General features: G+C 68.8%; 21 protein-coding genes. 13 read left to right on the forward strand and 8 right to left on the reverse strand.

The window, feature by feature from the left end; genetic code table 11:
- Position 1: 1 nt before the first annotated feature.
- Entirely contained in the window at positions 2-640 is a 639-nt protein-coding gene (locus ACI3KT_RS01590; RefSeq protein WP_404902127.1) for an SDR family NAD(P)-dependent oxidoreductase, read from the reverse strand.
- A 144-nt stretch (positions 641-784) separates the two neighbouring features.
- Positions 785-2,287 carry a DUF6421 family protein gene (locus tag ACI3KT_RS01595; RefSeq protein WP_404902130.1) on the reverse strand — a complete coding sequence of 501 codons (1,503 nt, stop codon included), beginning with the start codon at positions 2,285-2,287 and terminating at the stop codon, positions 785-787.
- A 70-nt stretch (positions 2,288-2,357) separates the two neighbouring features.
- Here ACI3KT_RS01595 and ACI3KT_RS01600 point away from each other — a divergent pair, with 70 nt between their 5' ends.
- Together ACI3KT_RS01600 and ACI3KT_RS01605 are read left to right on the forward strand one after the other, a co-directional pair.
- Complete coding sequence (locus ACI3KT_RS01600) at positions 2,358-2,816, forward strand: Lrp/AsnC family transcriptional regulator (protein ID WP_404902132.1); 459 nt, start codon at positions 2,358-2,360, stop codon at positions 2,814-2,816.
- Positions 2,817-2,904: 88 nt separating this feature from the next.
- Positions 2,905-3,705, forward strand: coding sequence for an alpha/beta fold hydrolase (locus ACI3KT_RS01605; RefSeq protein ID WP_404902134.1), 801 nt, complete (start codon positions 2,905-2,907; stop codon positions 3,703-3,705).
- 11 nt (positions 3,706-3,716) lie between these two features.
- On the opposite strand, the gene ACI3KT_RS01610 is transcribed toward ACI3KT_RS01605, so the two are convergent.
- Positions 3,717-4,739, reverse strand: coding sequence for a DUF5937 family protein (locus ACI3KT_RS01610; RefSeq protein ID WP_404902135.1), 1,023 nt, complete (start codon positions 4,737-4,739; stop codon positions 3,717-3,719).
- Positions 4,740-4,784: 45 nt separating this feature from the next.
- Here ACI3KT_RS01610 and ACI3KT_RS01615 point away from each other — a divergent pair, with 45 nt between their 5' ends.
- From ACI3KT_RS01615 to ACI3KT_RS01630, 4 genes are all read left to right on the forward strand, one after another.
- Complete coding sequence (locus tag ACI3KT_RS01615; protein ID WP_404902138.1) at positions 4,785-5,171, forward strand: cupin domain-containing protein; 387 nt, start codon at positions 4,785-4,787, stop codon at positions 5,169-5,171.
- A gap of 13 nt (positions 5,172-5,184) precedes the next feature.
- Positions 5,185-5,475, forward strand: coding sequence for a DUF4287 domain-containing protein (locus ACI3KT_RS01620; protein WP_404902141.1), 291 nt, complete (start codon positions 5,185-5,187; stop codon positions 5,473-5,475).
- Between the two features lie 22 nt (positions 5,476-5,497).
- Positions 5,498-6,142 (forward strand): dihydrofolate reductase family protein, encoded by a 645-nt coding sequence (locus ACI3KT_RS01625; protein ID WP_292908715.1) that lies wholly within the window; start codon positions 5,498-5,500, stop codon positions 6,140-6,142.
- Positions 6,143-6,310: 168 nt separating this feature from the next.
- Positions 6,311-7,294 carry a 1,4-dihydroxy-2-naphthoate polyprenyltransferase gene (locus ACI3KT_RS01630; protein ID WP_292908713.1) on the forward strand — a complete coding sequence of 328 codons (984 nt, stop codon included), beginning with the start codon at positions 6,311-6,313 and terminating at the stop codon, positions 7,292-7,294.
- A gap of 9 nt (positions 7,295-7,303) precedes the next feature.
- Here the strand turns inward: ACI3KT_RS01630 and ACI3KT_RS01635 are convergent, their stop codons facing one another.
- From ACI3KT_RS01635 to ACI3KT_RS01645, 3 genes are read right to left on the reverse strand one after another with little or no spacing between them, the layout of a single operon-like run.
- Positions 7,304-7,585, reverse strand: coding sequence for a DUF4229 domain-containing protein (locus ACI3KT_RS01635; RefSeq protein ID WP_404902144.1), 282 nt, complete (start codon positions 7,583-7,585; stop codon positions 7,304-7,306).
- A gap of 41 nt (positions 7,586-7,626) precedes the next feature.
- On the reverse strand, positions 7,627-8,247 hold the full coding sequence (locus ACI3KT_RS01640; protein WP_404902147.1) for a hypothetical protein: 621 nt from the start codon (positions 8,245-8,247) through the stop codon (positions 7,627-7,629).
- The gene (locus ACI3KT_RS01645; RefSeq protein WP_404902150.1) at positions 8,244-9,119 is read right to left on the reverse strand and encodes a hypothetical protein; all 876 of its coding nucleotides are present in this window, start codon (positions 9,117-9,119) and stop codon (positions 8,244-8,246) included. The genes ACI3KT_RS01640 and ACI3KT_RS01645 overlap by 4 nt, the downstream gene beginning before the upstream one ends.
- Positions 9,120-9,222: 103 nt before the next feature.
- On the opposite strand from ACI3KT_RS01645, the gene ACI3KT_RS01650 reads away from it, so the two are divergent.
- The 6 genes from ACI3KT_RS01650 (at position 9,223) to ACI3KT_RS01675 (ending at position 15,835) form a co-directional block, all read left to right on the forward strand.
- Positions 9,223-10,203 (forward strand): glycosyltransferase family 2 protein, encoded by a 981-nt coding sequence (locus ACI3KT_RS01650; protein WP_404902152.1) that lies wholly within the window; start codon positions 9,223-9,225, stop codon positions 10,201-10,203.
- Positions 10,200-11,549, forward strand: a complete 1,350-nt coding sequence (locus ACI3KT_RS01655) for a polysialyltransferase family glycosyltransferase (protein ID WP_307298702.1) — start codon at positions 10,200-10,202, stop codon at positions 11,547-11,549. Before ACI3KT_RS01650 ends, ACI3KT_RS01655 begins: the two co-directional genes overlap by 4 nt.
- On the forward strand, positions 11,546-12,691 hold the full coding sequence (locus tag ACI3KT_RS01660) for a cytidylyltransferase domain-containing protein (RefSeq protein ID WP_404902155.1): 1,146 nt from the start codon (positions 11,546-11,548) through the stop codon (positions 12,689-12,691). Before ACI3KT_RS01655 ends, ACI3KT_RS01660 begins: the two co-directional genes overlap by 4 nt.
- Before the next feature lie 83 nt (positions 12,692-12,774).
- Positions 12,775-13,647, forward strand: a complete 873-nt coding sequence (locus ACI3KT_RS01665) for an N-acetylneuraminate synthase family protein (RefSeq protein ID WP_404902158.1) — start codon at positions 12,775-12,777, stop codon at positions 13,645-13,647.
- Positions 13,644-15,011: a DUF6716 putative glycosyltransferase gene (locus ACI3KT_RS01670; RefSeq protein ID WP_307298696.1), complete on the forward strand. Its 1,368-nt coding sequence runs from the start codon at positions 13,644-13,646 to the stop codon at positions 15,009-15,011. The genes ACI3KT_RS01665 and ACI3KT_RS01670 overlap by 4 nt, the downstream gene beginning before the upstream one ends.
- A gap of 116 nt (positions 15,012-15,127) precedes the next feature.
- Positions 15,128-15,835, forward strand: a complete 708-nt coding sequence (locus ACI3KT_RS01675) for an SDR family oxidoreductase (protein ID WP_292908696.1) — start codon at positions 15,128-15,130, stop codon at positions 15,833-15,835.
- Between the two features lie 73 nt (positions 15,836-15,908).
- On the opposite strand, the gene ACI3KT_RS01680 is transcribed toward ACI3KT_RS01675, so the two are convergent.
- Both ACI3KT_RS01680 and ACI3KT_RS01685 read right to left on the reverse strand, forming a co-directional pair.
- Entirely contained in the window at positions 15,909-16,688 is a 780-nt protein-coding gene (locus tag ACI3KT_RS01680) for an ABC transporter permease (protein WP_404902160.1), read from the reverse strand.
- Positions 16,685-17,719: an ATP-binding cassette domain-containing protein gene (locus ACI3KT_RS01685; protein ID WP_292908692.1), complete on the reverse strand. Its 1,035-nt coding sequence runs from the start codon at positions 17,717-17,719 to the stop codon at positions 16,685-16,687. The genes ACI3KT_RS01680 and ACI3KT_RS01685 overlap by 4 nt, the downstream gene beginning before the upstream one ends.
- A 61-nt stretch (positions 17,720-17,780) precedes the next feature.
- Between ACI3KT_RS01685 and ACI3KT_RS01690 the strand changes: the two genes are divergently transcribed.
- The gene (locus ACI3KT_RS01690) at positions 17,781-18,767 is read left to right on the forward strand and encodes a helix-turn-helix transcriptional regulator (RefSeq protein ID WP_404902163.1); all 987 of its coding nucleotides are present in this window, start codon (positions 17,781-17,783) and stop codon (positions 18,765-18,767) included.
- The last annotated feature ends 29 nt before the right edge of the window (positions 18,768-18,796 follow it).

Genomic DNA, 18,796 nt, shown 5'->3' on the forward strand with positions numbered 1-18,796 from the left:
CCTACAGCTCGATGATGGTGTCGTTCAGTTCGGCGGCGTCCGTGTCCCACAGAGCGACGACGGCGGCGGCCAGCGTCTCCGGTTCCAGCGCCTTGACTCGGAACACGACGGATGCCGCCCGCAGGGGCTCCTGCCCATCCCGAGCAGCTTTCGCGAATCCGTGCGCGACCGCCCGCGTCCAGGCCTCGCTCGCGGCCTTCACCGCGGCGTAGTTCGCACCGCCGGCCAGAGGTCGCGCGACGGCAGACGACGAGACGATCGCGAACCGGCCGGCATCCGAGGCCTGCAGGGCACCGTTGAATGCGCGACTCGTGGCGCGAACTGCCTGGAGCGCAGGCATCAGCGCGTCGAAGTCGGCATCCGTCTGCCCCGACAGGCCGCCTCCTCCGCGCCACCCGCCGACCAGCGGGATCACGGCGTCCACACTGTCGAGGCGCGCAGCCAGCCCCGCCATCGACTCAAGAGATGTCGCGTCGGCGACCTCGACCTGAGCGCCTGCCTCGCGAAGCGGCTCGAGACGCCCGGCAGAGCGGCCGGTCGCGACCACGCGCGCACCGGCGGTCAGAAGGCGGGAGGCCACTACGAGTCCCGCGTCGCTCGTCGCTCCGGCGAGGACGATCGTGCGCCCTGCAACGTTCATGGGGTTCCTCCTCAAGGGCGGGTGTCACGCACTGCGGAGGATGTTACGGGCTTCGGAGGTCTCCCTGGGATATCTCCGATGCCCGTCACATCCTCCGCGAGACGTCACGCTCGCTCGTGGGCGTGACGTGGGCAGGGGAGCGGTTCAGTCGTCGGTTCCGCGGATGCCGACGGTCGACTCGATAACGGGCTTCATCTTCTTGTCGAGGGTCTCGAAGAACATCGACAGCGGGAACTCGTCGTCCATCACCGCATCCGTGTAGCCCTTGGGGGCTCCGGCGAGGATCTCGTCGCTCAGACCGCGAGCCCACTGCGATGCCGGGTGCGGGGTGAGCGTGCCGCGGACGAGCTCGTAGGCGGCGAGCCAGTGCGCGACCTTCGGGCGGTCGATCGAGTGCCAGTACAGGTCGTCGATCGCGTCGCCCAGCGCGACGACCGCGTCGGGGACGTTGTCCCAGTCGAATGCGAGGGCGGTGTCGGTCCAGTGCAGCACGCCCCGCTGATGCAGCCAGGCAAATAGCAGCTGTCCGCCGACCGCGTCGTAGTTGCGCGTGCGGTTGCCCGTGATCGCGAAGCGGAAGATCCGGTCGAAGATCACGGCGTACTGCACCAGCCCGGCGTGGTCGTGCATCTCCTGCTCGCTCGCCGTGAGCTCCTCGCCGGCCTCGATGCGCGCCGCGAGGGCGCGCTCGATCTTCACCGACTCGCGGAACGCGGTCATGTCGCAGCGCATCTCTTCGAGGGAGTAGAGGAAGAACGGCATCCGCTGCTTGATCATGAAGGGATCGAACGGCAGGTCTCCGCGCATGTGTGTGCGGTCGTGGATGATGTCCCACATCACGAACGCACGCTCGGTCAGCGCCTGGTCGTCGAGCATCGCCGCGGCGCGCTCAGGCAGCTCGAGGTTGGTGATCTCGGACGCCGCGCGCACGACGCGGCGGTAGCGGGCCGCCTCACGGTCCTGGAAGATCGCACCCCACGTGAACGAGGGGATCTCGCGCATCGCGACGGTCTCGGGGAACAGCACCGCAGAGTTCGTGTCGTAGCCGGGGGTGAAGTCGATCAGGCGCAGCGAGACGAACAGCTTGTTGCCGTAGTCGCCCGCCTCGAGCGCGCCGATGAACTCCGGCCAGATCGTCTCGACGATGAGCGCCTCGACCAGGCGGTCGCTCGAGCCGTTCTGCGTGTACATCGGGAAGACGACGAGGTGACGGATGCCGTCGACGCGGTTCTGCTGCGGCTGGAACGCGATCAGCGAGTCGAGGAAGTCGGGCACGCCGAAACCGGAGTCCGCCCAGCGCTCGAAGTCCACGACGGACGCGGCGAGATACTCGGCGTCGTGCGGGAAGGCAGGGGAGAGCGCGCGGATGCCGGAGATGATCGCGGAGACGAGCTGGCGGGCCTTCTCATGGGTCGCTGAGCGGGGGCCCCCGCGCTCGGAGGCTCCGGACAGCGCGTCAGCGATGCCCGGAGTGGGCGTGGGGAGCGAAGCGTCCGGGATCGAGCCGTCCTTGATCTGCATCTCGCGAATCGCGATCGCGGCGTCCTTGAGCTGGGCCCAGGCGGCGGACTGCTCAGCAGTCGACGCGTCCTCGACGACCTCGGGTTCGCCGATGAGAGCGTTGCTGTGAGTGGTGGTGAGGGACATCGGGACCTCCGATCATGAAATGCAGGAAATATTCCGGTGATTGCCGGGTTCTCCCGATATTATTCCATGCATGGATGACTCTGTCGACCGCGCCATCCTCGCCGCGGTCTCGCGCGACGGGCGCGCCACACTCGCCCAGCTCTCCGACGCCGTCGGGCTTTCTGTGTCAGCCGTTCAGTCGCGACTCAAGCGCCTCGAGACCCGCGGCGTCATCACGGGTTACCGGGCGGTCGTCGACCCCGAACAGGTGGGCACCCCGTTGTCCGCCTTCATCGAGATCACTCCGCTCGATCCCGCTCAGCCCGACAACGCCCCCGAGCTGCTCGAGCATCTGCAGGCGATCGAAGCCTGTCACTCGATCGCCGGCGACGCCAGCTACATGCTGTTCGTCCGGGTTCCGTCGCCGCGCGCCCTGGAGGAGCTGGTTCGCGACATCCGGCTGGAAGCCAATGTCAGCACGCGCACCACCGTCGTGCTGCAGACCTACTACGAGCATCGGCCCATCATCTCGGTCGAGAACACTCCATAGGCGTTCCTGCCCGGCGCTCCGCGTGACGGCGGCGGCTTTCAGGATGACGACCTCGATCGCCGCCCGAGGATGCGGGCATCATAGAACGATGACTGCAGGATCATCCCGTCTACCGGTCGTGCTGCTGCACGGCTGGCCCGTCACCGAGGCGCACTGGCGGCATCTGCTCCCCCTTCTGGATCAGGCGGGCTTCGCCGCGGTGCCGATCACGCTGCCGGGTCTCGGCGCGAAGCCCGTTCAAGCCACGAGCTTCCGCAAGGCCGATCTTGCGCACTGGCTGAAAGACATGCTCGCTCAGCGGGGGATCACGCGGTTCGCGCTGATCGGTCATGACTGGGGCGCCACAGTTGCCGTGATTCTCGCCGCCGAGCTGGCTTCCGCGGTGACCGCCCTGGTCGTCGAGGAAGAGATCCTTCCCGGGATCGACATCCACATTCCTGAGCCGGGTCGAAGCCACTACCCGACCTGGCACGGGCCCATCAATCGCACGATCGGTCTCGCCGAACAGCTCGTCCCCGGGCGTGAAGCCGCGTACTACGGCATGTTCCTCGAGCAGAGCGCGGGTCCGGCGGGGCTCGATCCCGACACAGTCCGGTCATACATCGAGGCATACTCCGCACCGGGCGTTCTGGAGGCCGGCCTCGGTTACTACCGCACCGGCAGCGATGACCTCGGAGATGTCCGTGCGCTCGTCGCCGATCAGGTCGCCGCGCCAGTACTCGCGCTCGGCGGACGCTTCGCTTTCGGCTCCGCCGTCGCCGACGGCGTCCGTCTCTTCGCCAAGGACGTGACCGGTGTCGTTCTCGAGGACTCCGGTCATTACCCGCTGGAGCAAGAGCCTGAAGCCGCGGGGCGCGCTGTCATCGAGTTTCTTCGCCGCCACGGGTAGGCGACCTTTCGTCACAGGGTCGCGCCGACCAACGCCTCGCCGAGCGGCGTGCGCAGGTGCAGCATTCGGGCGCCGTCTCTTTCCGAAGAGACCAGACCCGCGCCACGGAGCACGGTGAGGTGGTGGGATGCCGTCGAGACCGCGATGCCGGCATCCTTCGCCACCTGCGACGTCGTGCGCGCATTGCCGGCCTCGAGCAGGATCTCCGCTCGGGCGGGACCGAGCAATGCGCTCAGCGCGGCGGAGATCTCGATCGCGTCCTTAGCCCATCCCGCTGTGACCCCGCGGGCGGGGTAGAAGAGCGTCGGCTGCGCCGGCGGCTCGGTGAGCACCATGCAACCCCACGAGGACATGACCGAGGGAACCAGAACGAGACCGCTGCCGCGGCAGTCGACCTGCTCGCTGTGCCGCCGCAGCGACACGCGCACGGCGCCGTCGCCCCAGCCGACCTTCGGGTGCAGATCACCCGCCATGCCGGCGATGCCCCCGGTCGCGATCGCGCGCGAACGCACGACGATGTCGGCGCGCAGGATGCGCTCGAGCTGGGACCACGCGGGTGCGAGCGCGGCCTCCCACACCTCCGACCAGGCGTCCGCGATGATCGCCCGCGCCCGGGTCGGGTGCTCCTGCATCTCGCGCAGGGCCTGCCGTCGTGCACCCGTCGAGCGCACAACCATCTTGCCGAAGTCGACCCGCATGCCATCGAGCGACGCCGCACGCAGGGCGTCGAGTTCGGCTTCCGGGGTCATCTCCCAGCTCGCGGTCGCCGTGAGGAAGTCGGGCAGGTAGCCGTCGTCGCCGATCACGGCGGCGAGCACCGCGAAGCTGTCGCGAGGAAGGTTCTCGCGCACCGAGCGCAGCCAGCCCCATTGCAGCGGATGCTGCGCCGGACGCAGCAGCACCCGCACGGCATGGGCGAGTTCATGGCCAGGGGAGATGCCGAACCGCACCGCCTGGATGTCGCCAGGGCTCAGTTCGAATTCGACCCGGTGATCGGGATGCTCGACGCCTTCGATCGGCATGTTTCGACCCACATCGAAACTCTAGGGACTCATCGTGCGGCTGTCGAGACTGGTGGCATGAACAGGACACCGCTTCCCGCATCGGTCGTCGCCGGCGCCGACATCCGAATCGGCACCGGCCTCAGCCGAAAGTTCGAAGGCGCAGAGCACGGCGCGCATGTCTCGTACTTCTACGTCGAGAACCAGCCAGGTCAGGGCCCAGGACTGCATTGGCACCCCTACTCTGAGACCTGGGTGGTGCTCGAGGGCACCGCTCGCATCACGGTCGGTGACGACACCTTCGTCGCCGAGGCGGGTGACACCGCCACCGGGCCCGCGTTCGTGCCGCATCGCTTCACGAACGTCGGCGACGGGATGCTGCGACTCATCGGCATCCACGCATCCCCCACGATCATCCAGACGTTCCTCGACGAGGACGAATCGGCACGCTCAGTGCAGGCATAGGACAGGAGAAAGCATGTCGTTCCAGGCATACCTCGACAACATCGAGACCAAGACCGGGCTCACACCCCGCCAGTTCCTCGACCTCGCCACCGAGAAGGGGTTCGGCCCGCAGACCAAGGCCACCCCGATCCTCGAGTGGCTGAAGGCCGACTACGACCTCTCGCGCGGATACGGAATGGCTCTCGTGCACGTCATCACCAAGGGTCCGCAGATCAGCGCCAAGCACGTCGGCACCGACGGTGCGCACGCCGACGCCTCGGACACCCTGTGGCTCGACGGCAAAGACACCAAGCCCGCTCTCTGACTCCACGGCAAGGAGAACCACCATGGCCGTTCGCGCCGACCTCAACATCTCACTCGACGGATTCGCGACCACCACCGACCAGACCCCCGACAACCCGTTCGGCGACGACTGGGGCCGCCTCGTCGCCGCCTACGTGGCGACCCGTACCTTCCGTGCCCGGGTGCTCGGCGATTCCTCCGGGGAGGGGACGACCGGGCTCGACGAGGACTACGCGGCTGCATACTTCGAAGAGGTCGGCGCCGAGATCATGGGCGCCGGCATGTTCGGCCTGCACGAGCACGGCGATGATCCGGACTGGAAGGGATGGTGGGGTGATGAGCCGCCGTTCCACGTGCCGGTCTTCGTCCTGACGCACACAGCGCGTCCGTCGATCGAGTTCGCCAACGGCACGGTCTTCCACTTCCTCGAGGCGACGCCGGAGGAGGCACTCGCGAAGGCGACCGCAGTCGCCGGCGACGGGGACGTGCGCATCGGAGGCGGCGTGGACGTCGTGCGGCAATTCCTACGCGCAGGGCTCATCGATCGGATGCACCTCGCAGTCGCCCCGCTCGTGATCGGCAGCGGCGAACGCATCTGGGACGGCCTGCGTGGGCTCGAGAACGACTACGCCGTCCGCAATGAGGTGGCCGAGAGCGGCGTCACCCACGTGACGTTCACCCGGCGCTGAGCCACCCGCTGTCGTATCCGCCGCGCTCGTTCGGAAGGAGAACTCGCGGTGTGGAGGAGGATCTGCGCGGATTCCTCCTTCTGAACGCGAGTTCTCCTCCGGAACGGATGCCGTTCGAGATCGAGGACTGAACGCGGCCCGCAAAGCCACGCCTACTAGGATTCCTCCGTGGCAGCATCCTCACAGCGCAAGAACAAGAGCGCGAGCAAGAAGAAGAGCACTCGTACAGCGACCCGCACGAGCGGCAACCCGGCGAAGAAGCCGATCGTCGAGGCGGGCCCGGTGACGGCCCGTGACTGGATCGGCGCCGCCCGTCTGCGCACGCTGCCGCTCGCGATCGCGCCGGTCGTGATCGGCACCGGAGCCGCCCGCAGCACCGGGCCGGAGTTCCACTGGGTCATCGCGCTCGCCTGTCTCGCGGTCGCGGTGTTCCTGCAGATCGGCGTGAACTTCACGAACGACTACAGCGACGGCATCCGCGGCACCGACGCCCACCGCGTCGGTCCTGCGAGACTGACCGCGTCGGGTCGCGTGAGGCCGCGCACGGTGCTGATCATCGGACTGGTGTTCTTCTCGCTCGCCGCGCTGGTCGGCATCGCGATCGTGATCCGCACTCAGCAGTGGTGGATGCTGGCGGTCGGCGCCGTGTGCATCATCGCCGCGTGGTTCTACACCGGCGGCAAGCGCCCGTACGGCTACTTCGGCCTCGGCGAGGTCTTCGTGTTCGTCTTCTTCGGCCTCGTCGCGACACTGGGAACGACGTGGGTGCAGATCTTCGCGCTGCCGCAGCAGGCGTGGCTCGGGGCGATCGCCGCGGGGCTGTTCGCGTGCGCAGTGCTGCTCGCCAACAATCTCCGCGACATCGATCAGGACCGCCTGGTGGGAAAGCGCACCCTCACGGTGCTGATCGGCAAGCGCGCGACGCAGGTGCTGTTCACGCTGTTCGTGCTCGCGCCGTTCGTGATCGCCGTGCTGCTCGCGCTGCTCTTCCCGATCGCGTGGATCGCGCTGCTCGCCCTGCTCGCGGCCCTGCCCGCACTGCTGATCGTGTGGACGTACCGCAAGCCGGCGGAACTCGTCATCGCGCTCGCGCTGACCTCGCTCGCGGCGCTGCTGTACGCCGGCGCGCTGTTCTGGGCGTTCGTCGGCTGACGCCGGGGCTCAGACCTCGGAGTCCTTGTCGAGAACCTCGTCTTCGGCCTCGGCGTCCTCCTGGCCCGTCGTGGTGCGGGTGCGCCGGCGCTCGTAGAGGTCGGCCGACGCCTCGGACAGCGGCGCGCGCAGGAACAGCATCGAGATGCTGACACCGATGAGCGCGGCGAAGATCACGGCCAGCCACCACAGCTCGCGGAAGATCGGGAAGAAGTACCAGAGGATCGCGAGCGGGAGGAGGAACGCCAGCAACCGCAGCACGGAGTAGACGAGGATCGGTGCGGGCTTCACTCTTTCAGTCTACTTTCGCCTGGGCGCGGCAGCGTCCGCAGTCAGGCCAATCCCATCGCTTCGAGGACATTCTGCTGATCCCGGGTGTTCGCGTTGACCGACACCTCATCGGAGTGGTTCACGTCGACCTCGAACGCTTCCTCGGAGAGCCCATCGGCGGGAAGCGGCCCGAACAGAGCATCGGCTGCGTCGCCGAGATCGCTGCTGCCGGCGTCGCCGTTGCCCGGCACCACACGAACATCGACCCGCTGCTGCTCCGCGGCCGGGACGACGGCCACGAGCACATCGCGCAGCACCTGCTCGGGAACGATGATCAGCGAAGGGTCGCTCTCAAGATCGACCTCCGGATATGCAGAGAGGATGCCGGAGGGGACGACGCGCACCTCGACGTGCAGATCGCACGCGCCTTCGCAGTTCCCCTGCCCGCGCAGGACCTCGTATCGCCACAGCCCGTCCTGTGTGTCGACGAGTTCGAGAGCCTCCTGAACGACGGGCAGCGCGTTCGCGACGTCGGTCGTGCTGGTGCCGAACGGATCGTCGAAGGGCGATCGGTCGTCGATGAGCGGGATCACGAAGCATCCGGTGAGCGGCAGGGTGCATATCAGGCCGACGAGCAGAGCCGTGATCGCGCGCCTTGCAAGGCGCTGTCGTGTAGCGGTCATGCGCGATCCTCTCCGATTCCCAGCGTAGCGAAGGGGACGCCGCGTACGACTCGGTGCCACGGGTGCTCACCCAGCGACCAGAGCATGCCGAGGTGCGGGTCGAGCGCGAGGTCCTGGCACCCCGCGGGCAGTGCCGTCGCGCTTGGTTCGACTGCGCCGAAACTCCCGCGCCACAGCGCACCCGGCCGCAGGCCGTCGGACTGCGAGATCAGGATCTCCTGTCCCCAGAGCGCCGCGCCCTGCATATGACGGACACCTGGGGTGAACTCTCGGACCAGAGCGAACCCGTGCGCAGTCAGCTCGAACTCCCCGATCCGGCCCTCCTCGCCTGAGCGGAATTCGCCGATCAGCACACGCGGCAGCGAACGCCCCGCCTCATCGAACACGCGCCCGACGAACGAGCAGCGCAGATCGATCGGATGCTCGCGGGCGCGCACGGCGACGAGCGTCTTCGAGCGGGAGCCGCCGGTCAGGCGTCGTGCGGTCGTCCCCTGGACACGTCGGACGCCGGCCAGATCGAACTCCCAGACGCCCTGCCTGGTCGCGGCGGCGAACAGCCGATCGCCGAACCATGCGAGCCCGCCGACGTGGATCCGCGCGGGCTCGAGCGCCCCGTCGTCGCCTTCGATCGCGAGCGCCACGTCGAAGCGCCGCGGACGGGCGAGGTCGATGAACGAGACCCGTGAGGCGAGGTGCGTGCGGTTCCGATCCTGCCGGAACCAGCTGATCGCCAGCATCCGCCGCCCCTGCAACAGGCCGGTGTCGACACCCTGCGGATACCAACGGTTCGTCCACGACCGAGCCGTGAGCCAGCGCACGTCGGAGCCATGGCGCAGCACGGGTCTCCACGAGGGGCGGTGCGGGTGCGGCATGCGTCCATCGTCGCCGATCGACCTGGGAACCAGGGCGAGGACACCCGGCGTTCACCTCGTCGTCCCCGATCGGCCACGAACGCGTGCGACCATCCCTGGCACCATGCGTACGCCACTTGTGACCGTCATCGTCCCCGCCAAGGACGCCGGCCCGTACATCGGGACCACGCTGGAGACCCTCACCCGGCAGTTCGAGGACACCTCCGCCCTCAAGGTCATCATGATCGATGACGGGTCGCGTGACGACACCGGTGCGCTGATGCGCCGCTACGCGGATCGCTTCGACGACGCCGTCGTGCTGACGAATCCTCGCCCGCTCGGGCTCGCCAGTGCGCGCAACCAGGGACTCGACCACGTCGACGGAGATCACTTCTGCTTCCTCGACGGTGACGACTGGATGCAGCCGCTGCGGCTGCAGGTGCTCTCCGCGAGGCTGCGCGAACTGGACTGCGACTTCGTGCGCACCGACCACGTCACGGTCACCGGCACGAAGCGGATGGTGAAACGCGCACCGTTCCCGTGGCGTGAACGGGTCGCCTCCCCGCGCGACGCGATTCTTCCGGAGCACGAGCCCACCATGGTCGACTACCCGTTCGCCTGGGCCGGGATGTTCCACCGCCGGGTCATCGACCAGGGCCTCGCCGGCTTCTCGACCGGCCTGTTCACGGCTGAGGACCGACCATGGATCTGGCGGCTACATCTGCAGGCGCAGTCGTTCGCCGTCGTCGACGCGCCGGCTCTGCTGTACCGTCGCGGTGTCCCCACCTCGCTCACCCAGGTGCGCGATCGGCGGCAGCTCGATTTCGTGCGTGCGATGAGAGAAGTCATCGACGTGGTCGAGGCGGATGCCGATGCGGGGCGCTTCCTACCCAAGGCCACCTGGACGGTGCTCGCGCTCAGCTCGCGGCACCTCGTGCGTGCGCGACGGATGACGCCCTCGCTGCGAGGGGAGATGCGGTCGGGCATCCGCGAGCTGCTGGGCCGCCTGCCCGTCGACGAGGTCGATGCCGTCGTCGGACGTCTGGACGGACCGCGCCGCCGTGTGCTCGCACCGCTGCTGCGCAGGGCGAGGAGTCGCGTATGACGCAGATCTTCGCGGTGCACAGCGCCTATGGGCTTGCCACGGCCGCGGCGGCGATCGACGGCGGTCTGCTCGGCACGAGGGGCGAGCGGGTGCTCGTGCCGTTCACCTCGTCGCGGATACCCGAGATCAGCCGCAGCATCCGCACCGATCCCGCCCTGCGGTCGCTGCGCGACCGGTTCGACCGCATCGAGGACCTCGATGAGCTGCTGGGAGCCACGCATCCGAGTTCGTGGAGGCCGCGCGACGCCGACCTGCCCGTGCTCGAGCGTCTGCTGACCAGGGCGTGGAGTCTCGATCGGGGAGAGGTCGAGCTGTTCGTGCAGAGCCCGCAGGTGGCACCGGCTCGGACCCTCATGACGCTGTTCCCCGGAGCGCCCGTCACGATCGTCGGCGATGGCCTGATGACCTACTCGCCGATGCGGGTGAAGCTGCCGCACACGATCGCCGCTCGCATCGTGCGCGTGGTCTACGCCGACGTGGTGCCGGGCGTGACGCCGCTCGTGGGATCGCCGCTGGCTTCCGCGGTGCCGGTGCCGGCCGCGCTGTTCGGCGCGGCGCTCGCCGAGACGGCCGATGAGACGGCCGATCGCGAATCGCTCGACACGGATTCGTCGACCGTGCTCGTCCTCGGCCAGTACCTGGCTGCGCTCGGACTCGCCACCGAGACCGAGGAGGTGGCGATGCAGGTCGAGATGATCGATCGCGCAGTCTCCTGGTCGCCGGAGCGCATCGTCTTCAAGCCCCACCCCTCTGCGCCGCCTCGGTTCACGGATGCCCTTCGGAGCAGGGCCGCGTTCCACGACGTCGAGTTCGTCGAGTACCGGGGCCCGCTCGCCGCGGAGCTCCTCGCCGAACGTCTCGACGCGCTCGCGGTGGTCGCAGGCTTCTCCACCGCTCTCCCGACCGTCCGCGCCCTGCAGGGGCGCGAGATCGGATCGGCGGGGAACGAAACCGTGCTCTCCCGCCTCACCCCCTTCGAGAACAGCAACCGGATACCCGCCACGATCGTCGACGCACTCACCCGTACGGACGGCAGGTGGACGGATGTCGGGGCGCTGCAGCTCCTCGTCGATGCGGTCGGATACGCGATGCAGCCCGAGATCGCCGCCCACCTGCGCCCTCGGGCCGAGCGGTTGCTCGGAACGCTGGAGCAGACCGAGCGCGATCGCTACTTCGGGCCCGCACGATTGGCCGCGCTGCGTCTACCAGGCGCCCCCGCGCCGACTCCGGTGCAGCGCGCGCTCCGGCCGGCGGGCGGCATCGGACGGGCCGAAGAGCTGCGGCTGACCGCGCTCGGCGTCAGACGTCGGGCTGGACGAGCATGGAAGGCGATACGAGGACGATGACGACAGTGGCGATCATCCCCGCGCGCGGCGGGTCGAAGCAGGTGCCGCGAAAGAACGTGCAGAAGGTCGGCGGGGTGCCTCTCGTGGCGAGGGCGGTGCGCGCGGCTCTCGCCGCCGACGGCATCGATCTCGTCGTGGTGTCGACCGACGACGACGAGATCGCCGGAGTCAGCGCGGCCGCAGGCGCGCGTGTCATCCGCCGCCCTGCGGAGATCTCCGGGGACACGGCGACATCCGAGAGCGCGATCATGCATGCTCTCGACGAGCTCGCTTCCGCAGGAGAACAGGTCGACGTGATCGCCTTCCTGCAGGCGACCTCAGCGTTCATCCCGCCCGACGCCCTGGCCGCGGCGGTCGCGCAGGTGCGCAATGGCGAGGCCGACAGCGTCTTCTCGGCGTTCGAGACCTACGGATTCCTCTGGCGGAGGGATGCCGACGGCGCGGCACTGGCGATCAATCACGACGCCGCGTACCGGCTTCGGCGCCAGGACCGCGAACCGCACTATCTCGAGACCGGCGCGTTCTACGTGTTCTCGGCGGCCGGGTTCCGCCAGAGCGGGCATCGGTTCTTCGGCCGCACGGCCATCGCAGAAGTCCCGGAGTGGACGGCGATCGAGATCGACGACGAGCAGCAGCTGCGCATCGCCCGCTCCCTCGCTGCACTGCACGAGGCGGAGCATCCCATCCCGGTGAAGGCGGTCGTGACCGACTTCGACGGAGTCCACACCGACGACACGGCGATCATCGACGCGGACGGCGGAGAGCGCGTGCAAGTGAGCCGCGAGGACGGTATGGGGGTCGCGCTGCTGCGCAAGGCTGGAGTGCCGATGCTGATCCTCTCGACCGAGGTGAACGCCGTGGTGCGCGCTCGCGCCGAGAAGCTGCAGGTGCCGGTGCTGCACGGCATCGACGACAAGGCGACAGCCCTGCGTGCCTGGGCCGCCGAGAACCGCCTCGACCTCGCCGACGTCGCCTACCTCGGCAACGACGTGAACGACCTGCCTGCCATGCGCATCGTCGGCTGGCCGGTCGCAGTGGCGAACGCGCATCCGCTCGTGATCGCGGAGGCGAGGGCCGTGCTGTCCCGCGAGGGCGGAAGGGGAGCTGTTCGCGAACTGGTCGAACGCGTGTTGTCGAGCTGACGCGCTCCGGTAACCCCGGCGTCGCGCGATGTTCACTCTCGGCGCGTACCCAGGAGAGAAGGCATTCGACGACCGGAGGAATCATGACTGTCAGCATCGGATCGCACGTGATCGGCGGCGGCCATCCCGCCTATGTGATCGCCGAGATCGGCCTCAACCACAACGGCGACGTCGAGATCGCCAAGAAGCTCATCGACGTGGCGGCGCGGGCGGGAGCCGACGCCGTGAAGTTCCAGAAGCGCACGCCGGAGATCTCCACGCCGGAGCACATGCGCGACGTGCCGCGCGAGACGCCGTGGGGAACCATGAGCTACCTCGACTACCGCCGTCGTGTCGAGTTCGGCCGCGACGAGTACATCGAGATCGGCGACTACGCGACCATGCTCGGCCTCGACTGGTTCGCCTCGCCGTGGGACGTGCCCAGCGTCGACTTCCTCGAGGACCTGAACGTGGTCGCCCACAAGGTCGCCTCGGCGAGCCTCACCGACACCGAGCTGCTGGTCCGCCTGCGTGAGACGGGCAAGCCGATCATCCTCTCGACGGGCATGTCGACGATCGAGCAGATCGACCGAGCGCTGGAGGCGCTGGGCACCGACCGTGTCGTCCTCATGCACGCGACCTCGACGTACCCGCTGGAGCCGGAAGAGGCGAACCTGCGCGTGATCTCCACGCTGCGCGATCGTTACGCCGGTATCCCGGTCGGGTACTCCGGTCATGAGCGTGGCCTGCAGATCTCCCTCGCCGCCGTCGCGCTCGGCGCCGTCGCGGTCGAACGGCACATCACGCTGGACCGCACGATGTGGGGCTCCGATCATGCGGCCTCGCTCGAGCCCGCGGGGCTCGAGCACCTGGTGCGCGACATCCGCGTGATCGAGAAGGCGCTCGGCGACGGAGTCAAGCGCGTGTTCGACAGCGAGCGCGCGCCGATGGCGAAGCTGCGTCGCGTTCCGGCATGAGCGAGCCGCTGCGGGTCGTCGCGGTCGCGGATGCCGACTCGTTCGTCAAATGGTCGGCATCCCTGCTCGGCAGCGTGCCCGGCATCCGTGCGCATCTGCTGCTGGTGAAGACGCCGCTGACGGCGAGCGCTGCGCAGGAGCGCACTGCGCTCGCCGGCGCAGGGCTCGACGCGTCGTCGGTGTCGCGCATCGCGTTCCGCGAAGCGGGTCCGTGGCTCGAGGCTCAGCGCCCCGATGTCGTCCTGCTCGCCGGCCGTGGCCCGTTCGTGCGTCTGATGGGACGCGTGATCGACACGCTGTCCCGACGGCCTGTCACGGTCGCGGGGCTCCCGGGTATGGCGATCCCCGCGCAGCGCGGAGCGCTCGAGTACCGGCGGCACGCTGACCTGCTCGTCGTGCACTCGCATCGGGAGGAGTGGGCGTTCGAAGAGCTCGGCCGTCGCATCGGGGTGCAGGTGCCCACGGCCCTCGCGACGCTGCCGTTCGCGAAGACCAGGGCGCGGATGCTGTCGCCCGAGCTCGTCCGCTCCGCGGGGGCGCGCGGGGTTCTCGTCGCTGAGCGCTCGGCGGGCCAGGTGCTCCGACCACCGGCCACGGATCTGGTGTTCGCCTCGCAGGCGCTCGTGCCGATGGAGCGCGAAGAGCGGGCGGAGATCGCGGCGACCCTGGTGAAGGCGGCGAACGCGGATCCGAACCGTCGGGTCGTCGTGAAGCTGCGCTCACGGCCCGGCGAGGCCGAGACGCATCTCGAGCACGACGCCTACATCGACCTGCTCGAGGGCAGGAGGCCGTCGAATCTCGTGGTCTCCTACGATTCGATGGCCGACGCCCTGTCGACGGCCGCGGGCCTTGTGACGGTGAGCTCGACCGCGGCGATCGAGGCGGTAGCGCTCGGCGTGCCGGTGATCGCCCTCGATTCGTTCGGGGTCAGCAAGTCGCTGCTGAACACCGTGTTCGTCGGCAGCGGTCTGCTGGGCGGGCGGAGCGAGGTCATCGCGGGGCGGTTCCGGCATCCGCATCCGAACTGGCTGCGCGACAACTACTTCCACCCCGAGTCCGAGTCGACCTGGTGGCAGCGGGTGGAGGAACTGGTGGCGCAACGACGGGCGGGCGCGCTTCCGGCGCGACCCGTGCGGTACGGGCGTGGGGGAGCGGTCAAGGCCGCGTGGCACCGGGCGAGCGTCCTCGGGCGCGACGACCGCACCCTGAGCGGTCGCGCCGCCCTCGCCTTCGGAGTGCCGGCGACACGTGCCATGGCCGCGGTGCGCGATCGGCGCCGTGCGCCGGGGCTCGGCACCTGGTCGGACGCCTCGACGGACTACACGCTCGAGCCGAATCCGTTCCACGACTCGATCCGGCGCTGAGCGATCTCTGGGGATCAGGGACTCTGGGAATAGAAACTGAATTGACTCAGTTATGAGTTGAGTCGCTTACGCGATTCCTCATCACCCATTGTCGCAACAAGAGAAGAGATCCGCTCATGCCTTCACTCACCGGCGCCGTCGTCCTCATCACCGGAGCGAACGGGGGCATCGGCACCCGTTTCGTCGAACAGGCGCTGGCGCGCGGAGCGGCCAAGGTGTACGCCACGGCCCGCAGCCCGCGCGAATGGAACGACGACCGTGTCGTGCCCCTTGCTCTCGACGTGACGGACCCCGCCTCGATCAGCGCGGTCGTCGAGGCCGCCCCCGACGTGACCGTGCTCATCAACAACGCGGGCGCATCCGTGCCCTCGGCCGGCATCCTCACGCACTCCGACGAGGACATCCGCCGGAACGTGGAGACGAACTTCCTCGGCCCGCTCTTCCTCGCCCGTGCCTATGCGCCGCTGCTCTCCGGACGCCCGGGTGCGGCGATCATCGACATCCACTCCGCGCTCGCCTGGTACGCGGTCGGCGGCATCTACAGCGCCACCAAGGCCGCGCTGTGGTCCGCGACGAACTCCCTCCGCCTCGAGCTCGCGCCTGCTGGCGTCCACGTCGTCGGAGTGCACGTCGGCTACGTCGACACGGCGATGGCGGCCCACGTCGACGACCCGAAGACAGACCCGGCGGACCTCGTCGGCGCGGTTCTCGACGCCACCGAGCGCGGCGAGTACGAGGTCCTCGCCGACGAGACCTCGGTGCAGCTCAAGGCCGGCCTCAGCGCGCCGATCGAGGCGCTCTACCCGCAGCTGCGCACCGCATAGGTCCGAACTCGCAGCACTCGCGCCTCCCGCCCGTTATCCGGGACGGGAGGCGCGGGTGCAAGGCTGGGCTCGATCAGCTGCTGCGACGGATGGCGCGCACGCCGACCGTGATCCCGATGACCGCGACCGCGAGGGCGGCGACCCAGCCCCACAGCACCGTGACGTCGCCGAGATCACCGGCGAACAGCGCCCGCTCGGCCTGAACGACCCAGTTCACCGGATTCACCGACGCGACCGCGCGCATCCACCCCGGTCCTTCGTCGAGCGGCAGCAGCATGCCCGACAGGATCAGCAACGGGAAGATCAGCGCCTGCTGCACGCCCCAGAACAGCCATTCGCGATCCTTGGTGGCGAGCGCCAGCGAGTACGAGAGGGAGCCGAGCCCCACCCCGAACACGGCGAGCAGCGCGAGCCCGACGATGAGCCCCGGCACATCGATCGCGAAGCCGAACGGCCAGGCGAGAGCGGAGATCACGAGCGCCTGCACGACGATCGGCGCGATCTCCTTGAGTGCACGGCCGACCAGCAGCGATGAGCGGGCGAGCGGAGCGACGAGGGTGCGCTCGTGCGAGCCGGTCATCATCTCGTACTGCAGGTTGGATCCGGTGGCGCCGGTGCCGAACAGCACGATCATCACGAGCACTCCCGGCACGAACCACGCCAGCGTCTCGTCGGCTGGACGACCCGAGCTGCCCACGAGAAGCGGCGCGAACAGACCGAGGAACACCAGCGGCTGGAGCAGGCTGAAGATGAGCGTGAAGGGATCTCGGAGCACGGGCTTGAGCTCCCTGATCAGCACGTTCTTCGTGTCCCTGGTGAGGTTCGGACGTACGAGGGTGTCCGTGGCGGTCATGAGAGGACTCCTGTCTGGGCGGTCTCGATCTCGGGGGTGGTCTCGGATGCGGCGTCGGATGAACCCTCGCCGGCTTCGCGCAGCGTGCGACCGGTGAGGGCGAGGAACACGTCGTCGAGGGTCGGCGGAACCCCGGTCGCGCGGCGGACGAGGATGCCTGCGGCGTCCAGCTCCCGCACGATCACCGGAAGCAGGCGATCGCCCTCCGGCACCGCGAGCGACACCGAGTCTCCGTCGAGGGAGACCGCGGCGGTGCTCAGGGTCGCGACGACGGAGCGAGCGAGCGCAGCATCCGCCTCGTCGGCGAAGCCGAACGTCAGCACATCTCCCGCGAGAGTCGCCTTCAGGGCTGCGGCGTCGTCGTCGGCGATGATTCGACCCTTGTCCATGACCATCACCCGCTCTGCGTAACGGTCGGCTTCTTCGAGGTAGTGAGTGGTGAGGAAGACGGTCGTCCCGTGCTGAGCGCGCAGGTCGAGGATGTGATCCCAGAGATTCGCCCGACTCTGCGGGTCGAGGCCCGTGGACGGCTCATCGAGGAAGATGAGGGGCGGGGCGTGCATGAGCCCGAGCGCGATGTCGAGACGGCGCTTCTGCCCGCCGCTGAGCTGCTGCACCGTCCTGGTGGCGAAGGAGCCGAGGTCGAGCGACTCGATGAGCGCATCGGCCCGGCGCGCGCTGTCGCGCTTGGACATGCCGTAGAAAGCCCCCTGGCTGATCAGCTCATCGCGCACCCGCTGGGAGAAGCTGCCGCTCGTGAGCTGGCCGACGTAACCGATGCGGGCGCGGACTCCCGCTGGGTCGGTGCGGATGTCGTGCCCGACCACCCGTGCCGTGCCCGACGTCGGAGGGATCAACGTCGTCAGCATCCGCAGACTCGTGGACTTGCCGGCGCCGTTGGGGCCGAGGAACGCGACGAGTTCGCCGCGTGCTGCGGAGAAGGAGAGATCGGTGACCGCGTCGACCGACGTCTTCTTGACGGTGAAGACCTTGGTCAGGCCCTCGGTTTCGATGATGGGTTCAGTTGCCATGATTCGAAGCTAGAAGGCAACCAGGACAGATACTGTCCGCAATATCTGGGACTCTTGAGACATGTCCGACACCACGTCCCGCGCACTCGCCCTGCTCAATCTGCTGCAGACGCACCGGCACTGGCCCGGCACGGAGCTTGCGAGCAGGCTCCGTGTCACCGAGCGCACCGTGCGGCGCGACGTCGACAGGCTGCGCGACCTCGGATACCGTGTCGAGTCCACGCCGGGTGCGGCCGGCGGGTACCGGCTCGAGGCGGGTAGCGCGGTCCCTCCGCTGCTGCTCACCGACGACGAGGCCGTGACGATGGCGATCGGGCTGCGCGTGGCCGCGACCCAGCAGCTCGTCGGGGGAGCCGAGGTCACGCTCACCGCCCTCGCCAAACTCGAGCAGGTGCTGCCCTCGGCGCTGCGTCGGAGGGTGAACGCGCTCGCGGAGTCCGTGCAGCCTCCGCGCATCGGCGACTCCCCGGTCGTCTCGCCCGAGGTCCTGGGCGAGATCGCGCTCGCCACCCGCGACACGGAGCGTCTGCGGCTGCGGTACGTCGACGGGGCCGGAGTCGAGAGCATCCGCCGGGTCGAGCCGCACGCGCTGGCTCCCTCCGGACGAAAGTGGTTCCTGCTCTGCTGGGATCTCGATCGAGACGACTGGCGCACGTTCCGCGTCGATCGCATCGAGACGGTGGAGCACACCCGCGTGCTGTTCGCGAGGAGGCCGATCACCCCCGAGGAGATCGAGGAGCGGGTGTTCGTCGCCTCCTCCTGGTCGCCGCAGAAGGTCGAGGCGGATGCCGTGATGGACCTGCCCCTGGACGAGATGCAGGAGCGCTTCGGAGTCTGGTCGCAGGGCGCGACGGCAGAGGACGCACAGCGCACCCGCTGGCCCTTCGGCGGGTCCGACTGGCGCGACGCCATGTACGCGCTGCTGTGGATACCCGAGGGCGTCGAGTACACCACGACATTCCCCGAGCCGTGGCGTGCAGAACTCCGCGAGGCGGTGGAGAGGATGCTGCGCGCCCTCGACGCTCCGGCGCCGGATGTCGTCGGGTGACGGTCGCGGTCATCGCCGGACTCATAGCG

It is taken from the genome of Microbacterium sp. ZW T6_19 (genome assembly GCF_044987465.1).
Lineage (GTDB): Bacteria > Actinomycetota > Actinomycetes > Actinomycetales > Microbacteriaceae > Microbacterium > Microbacterium natoriense_A.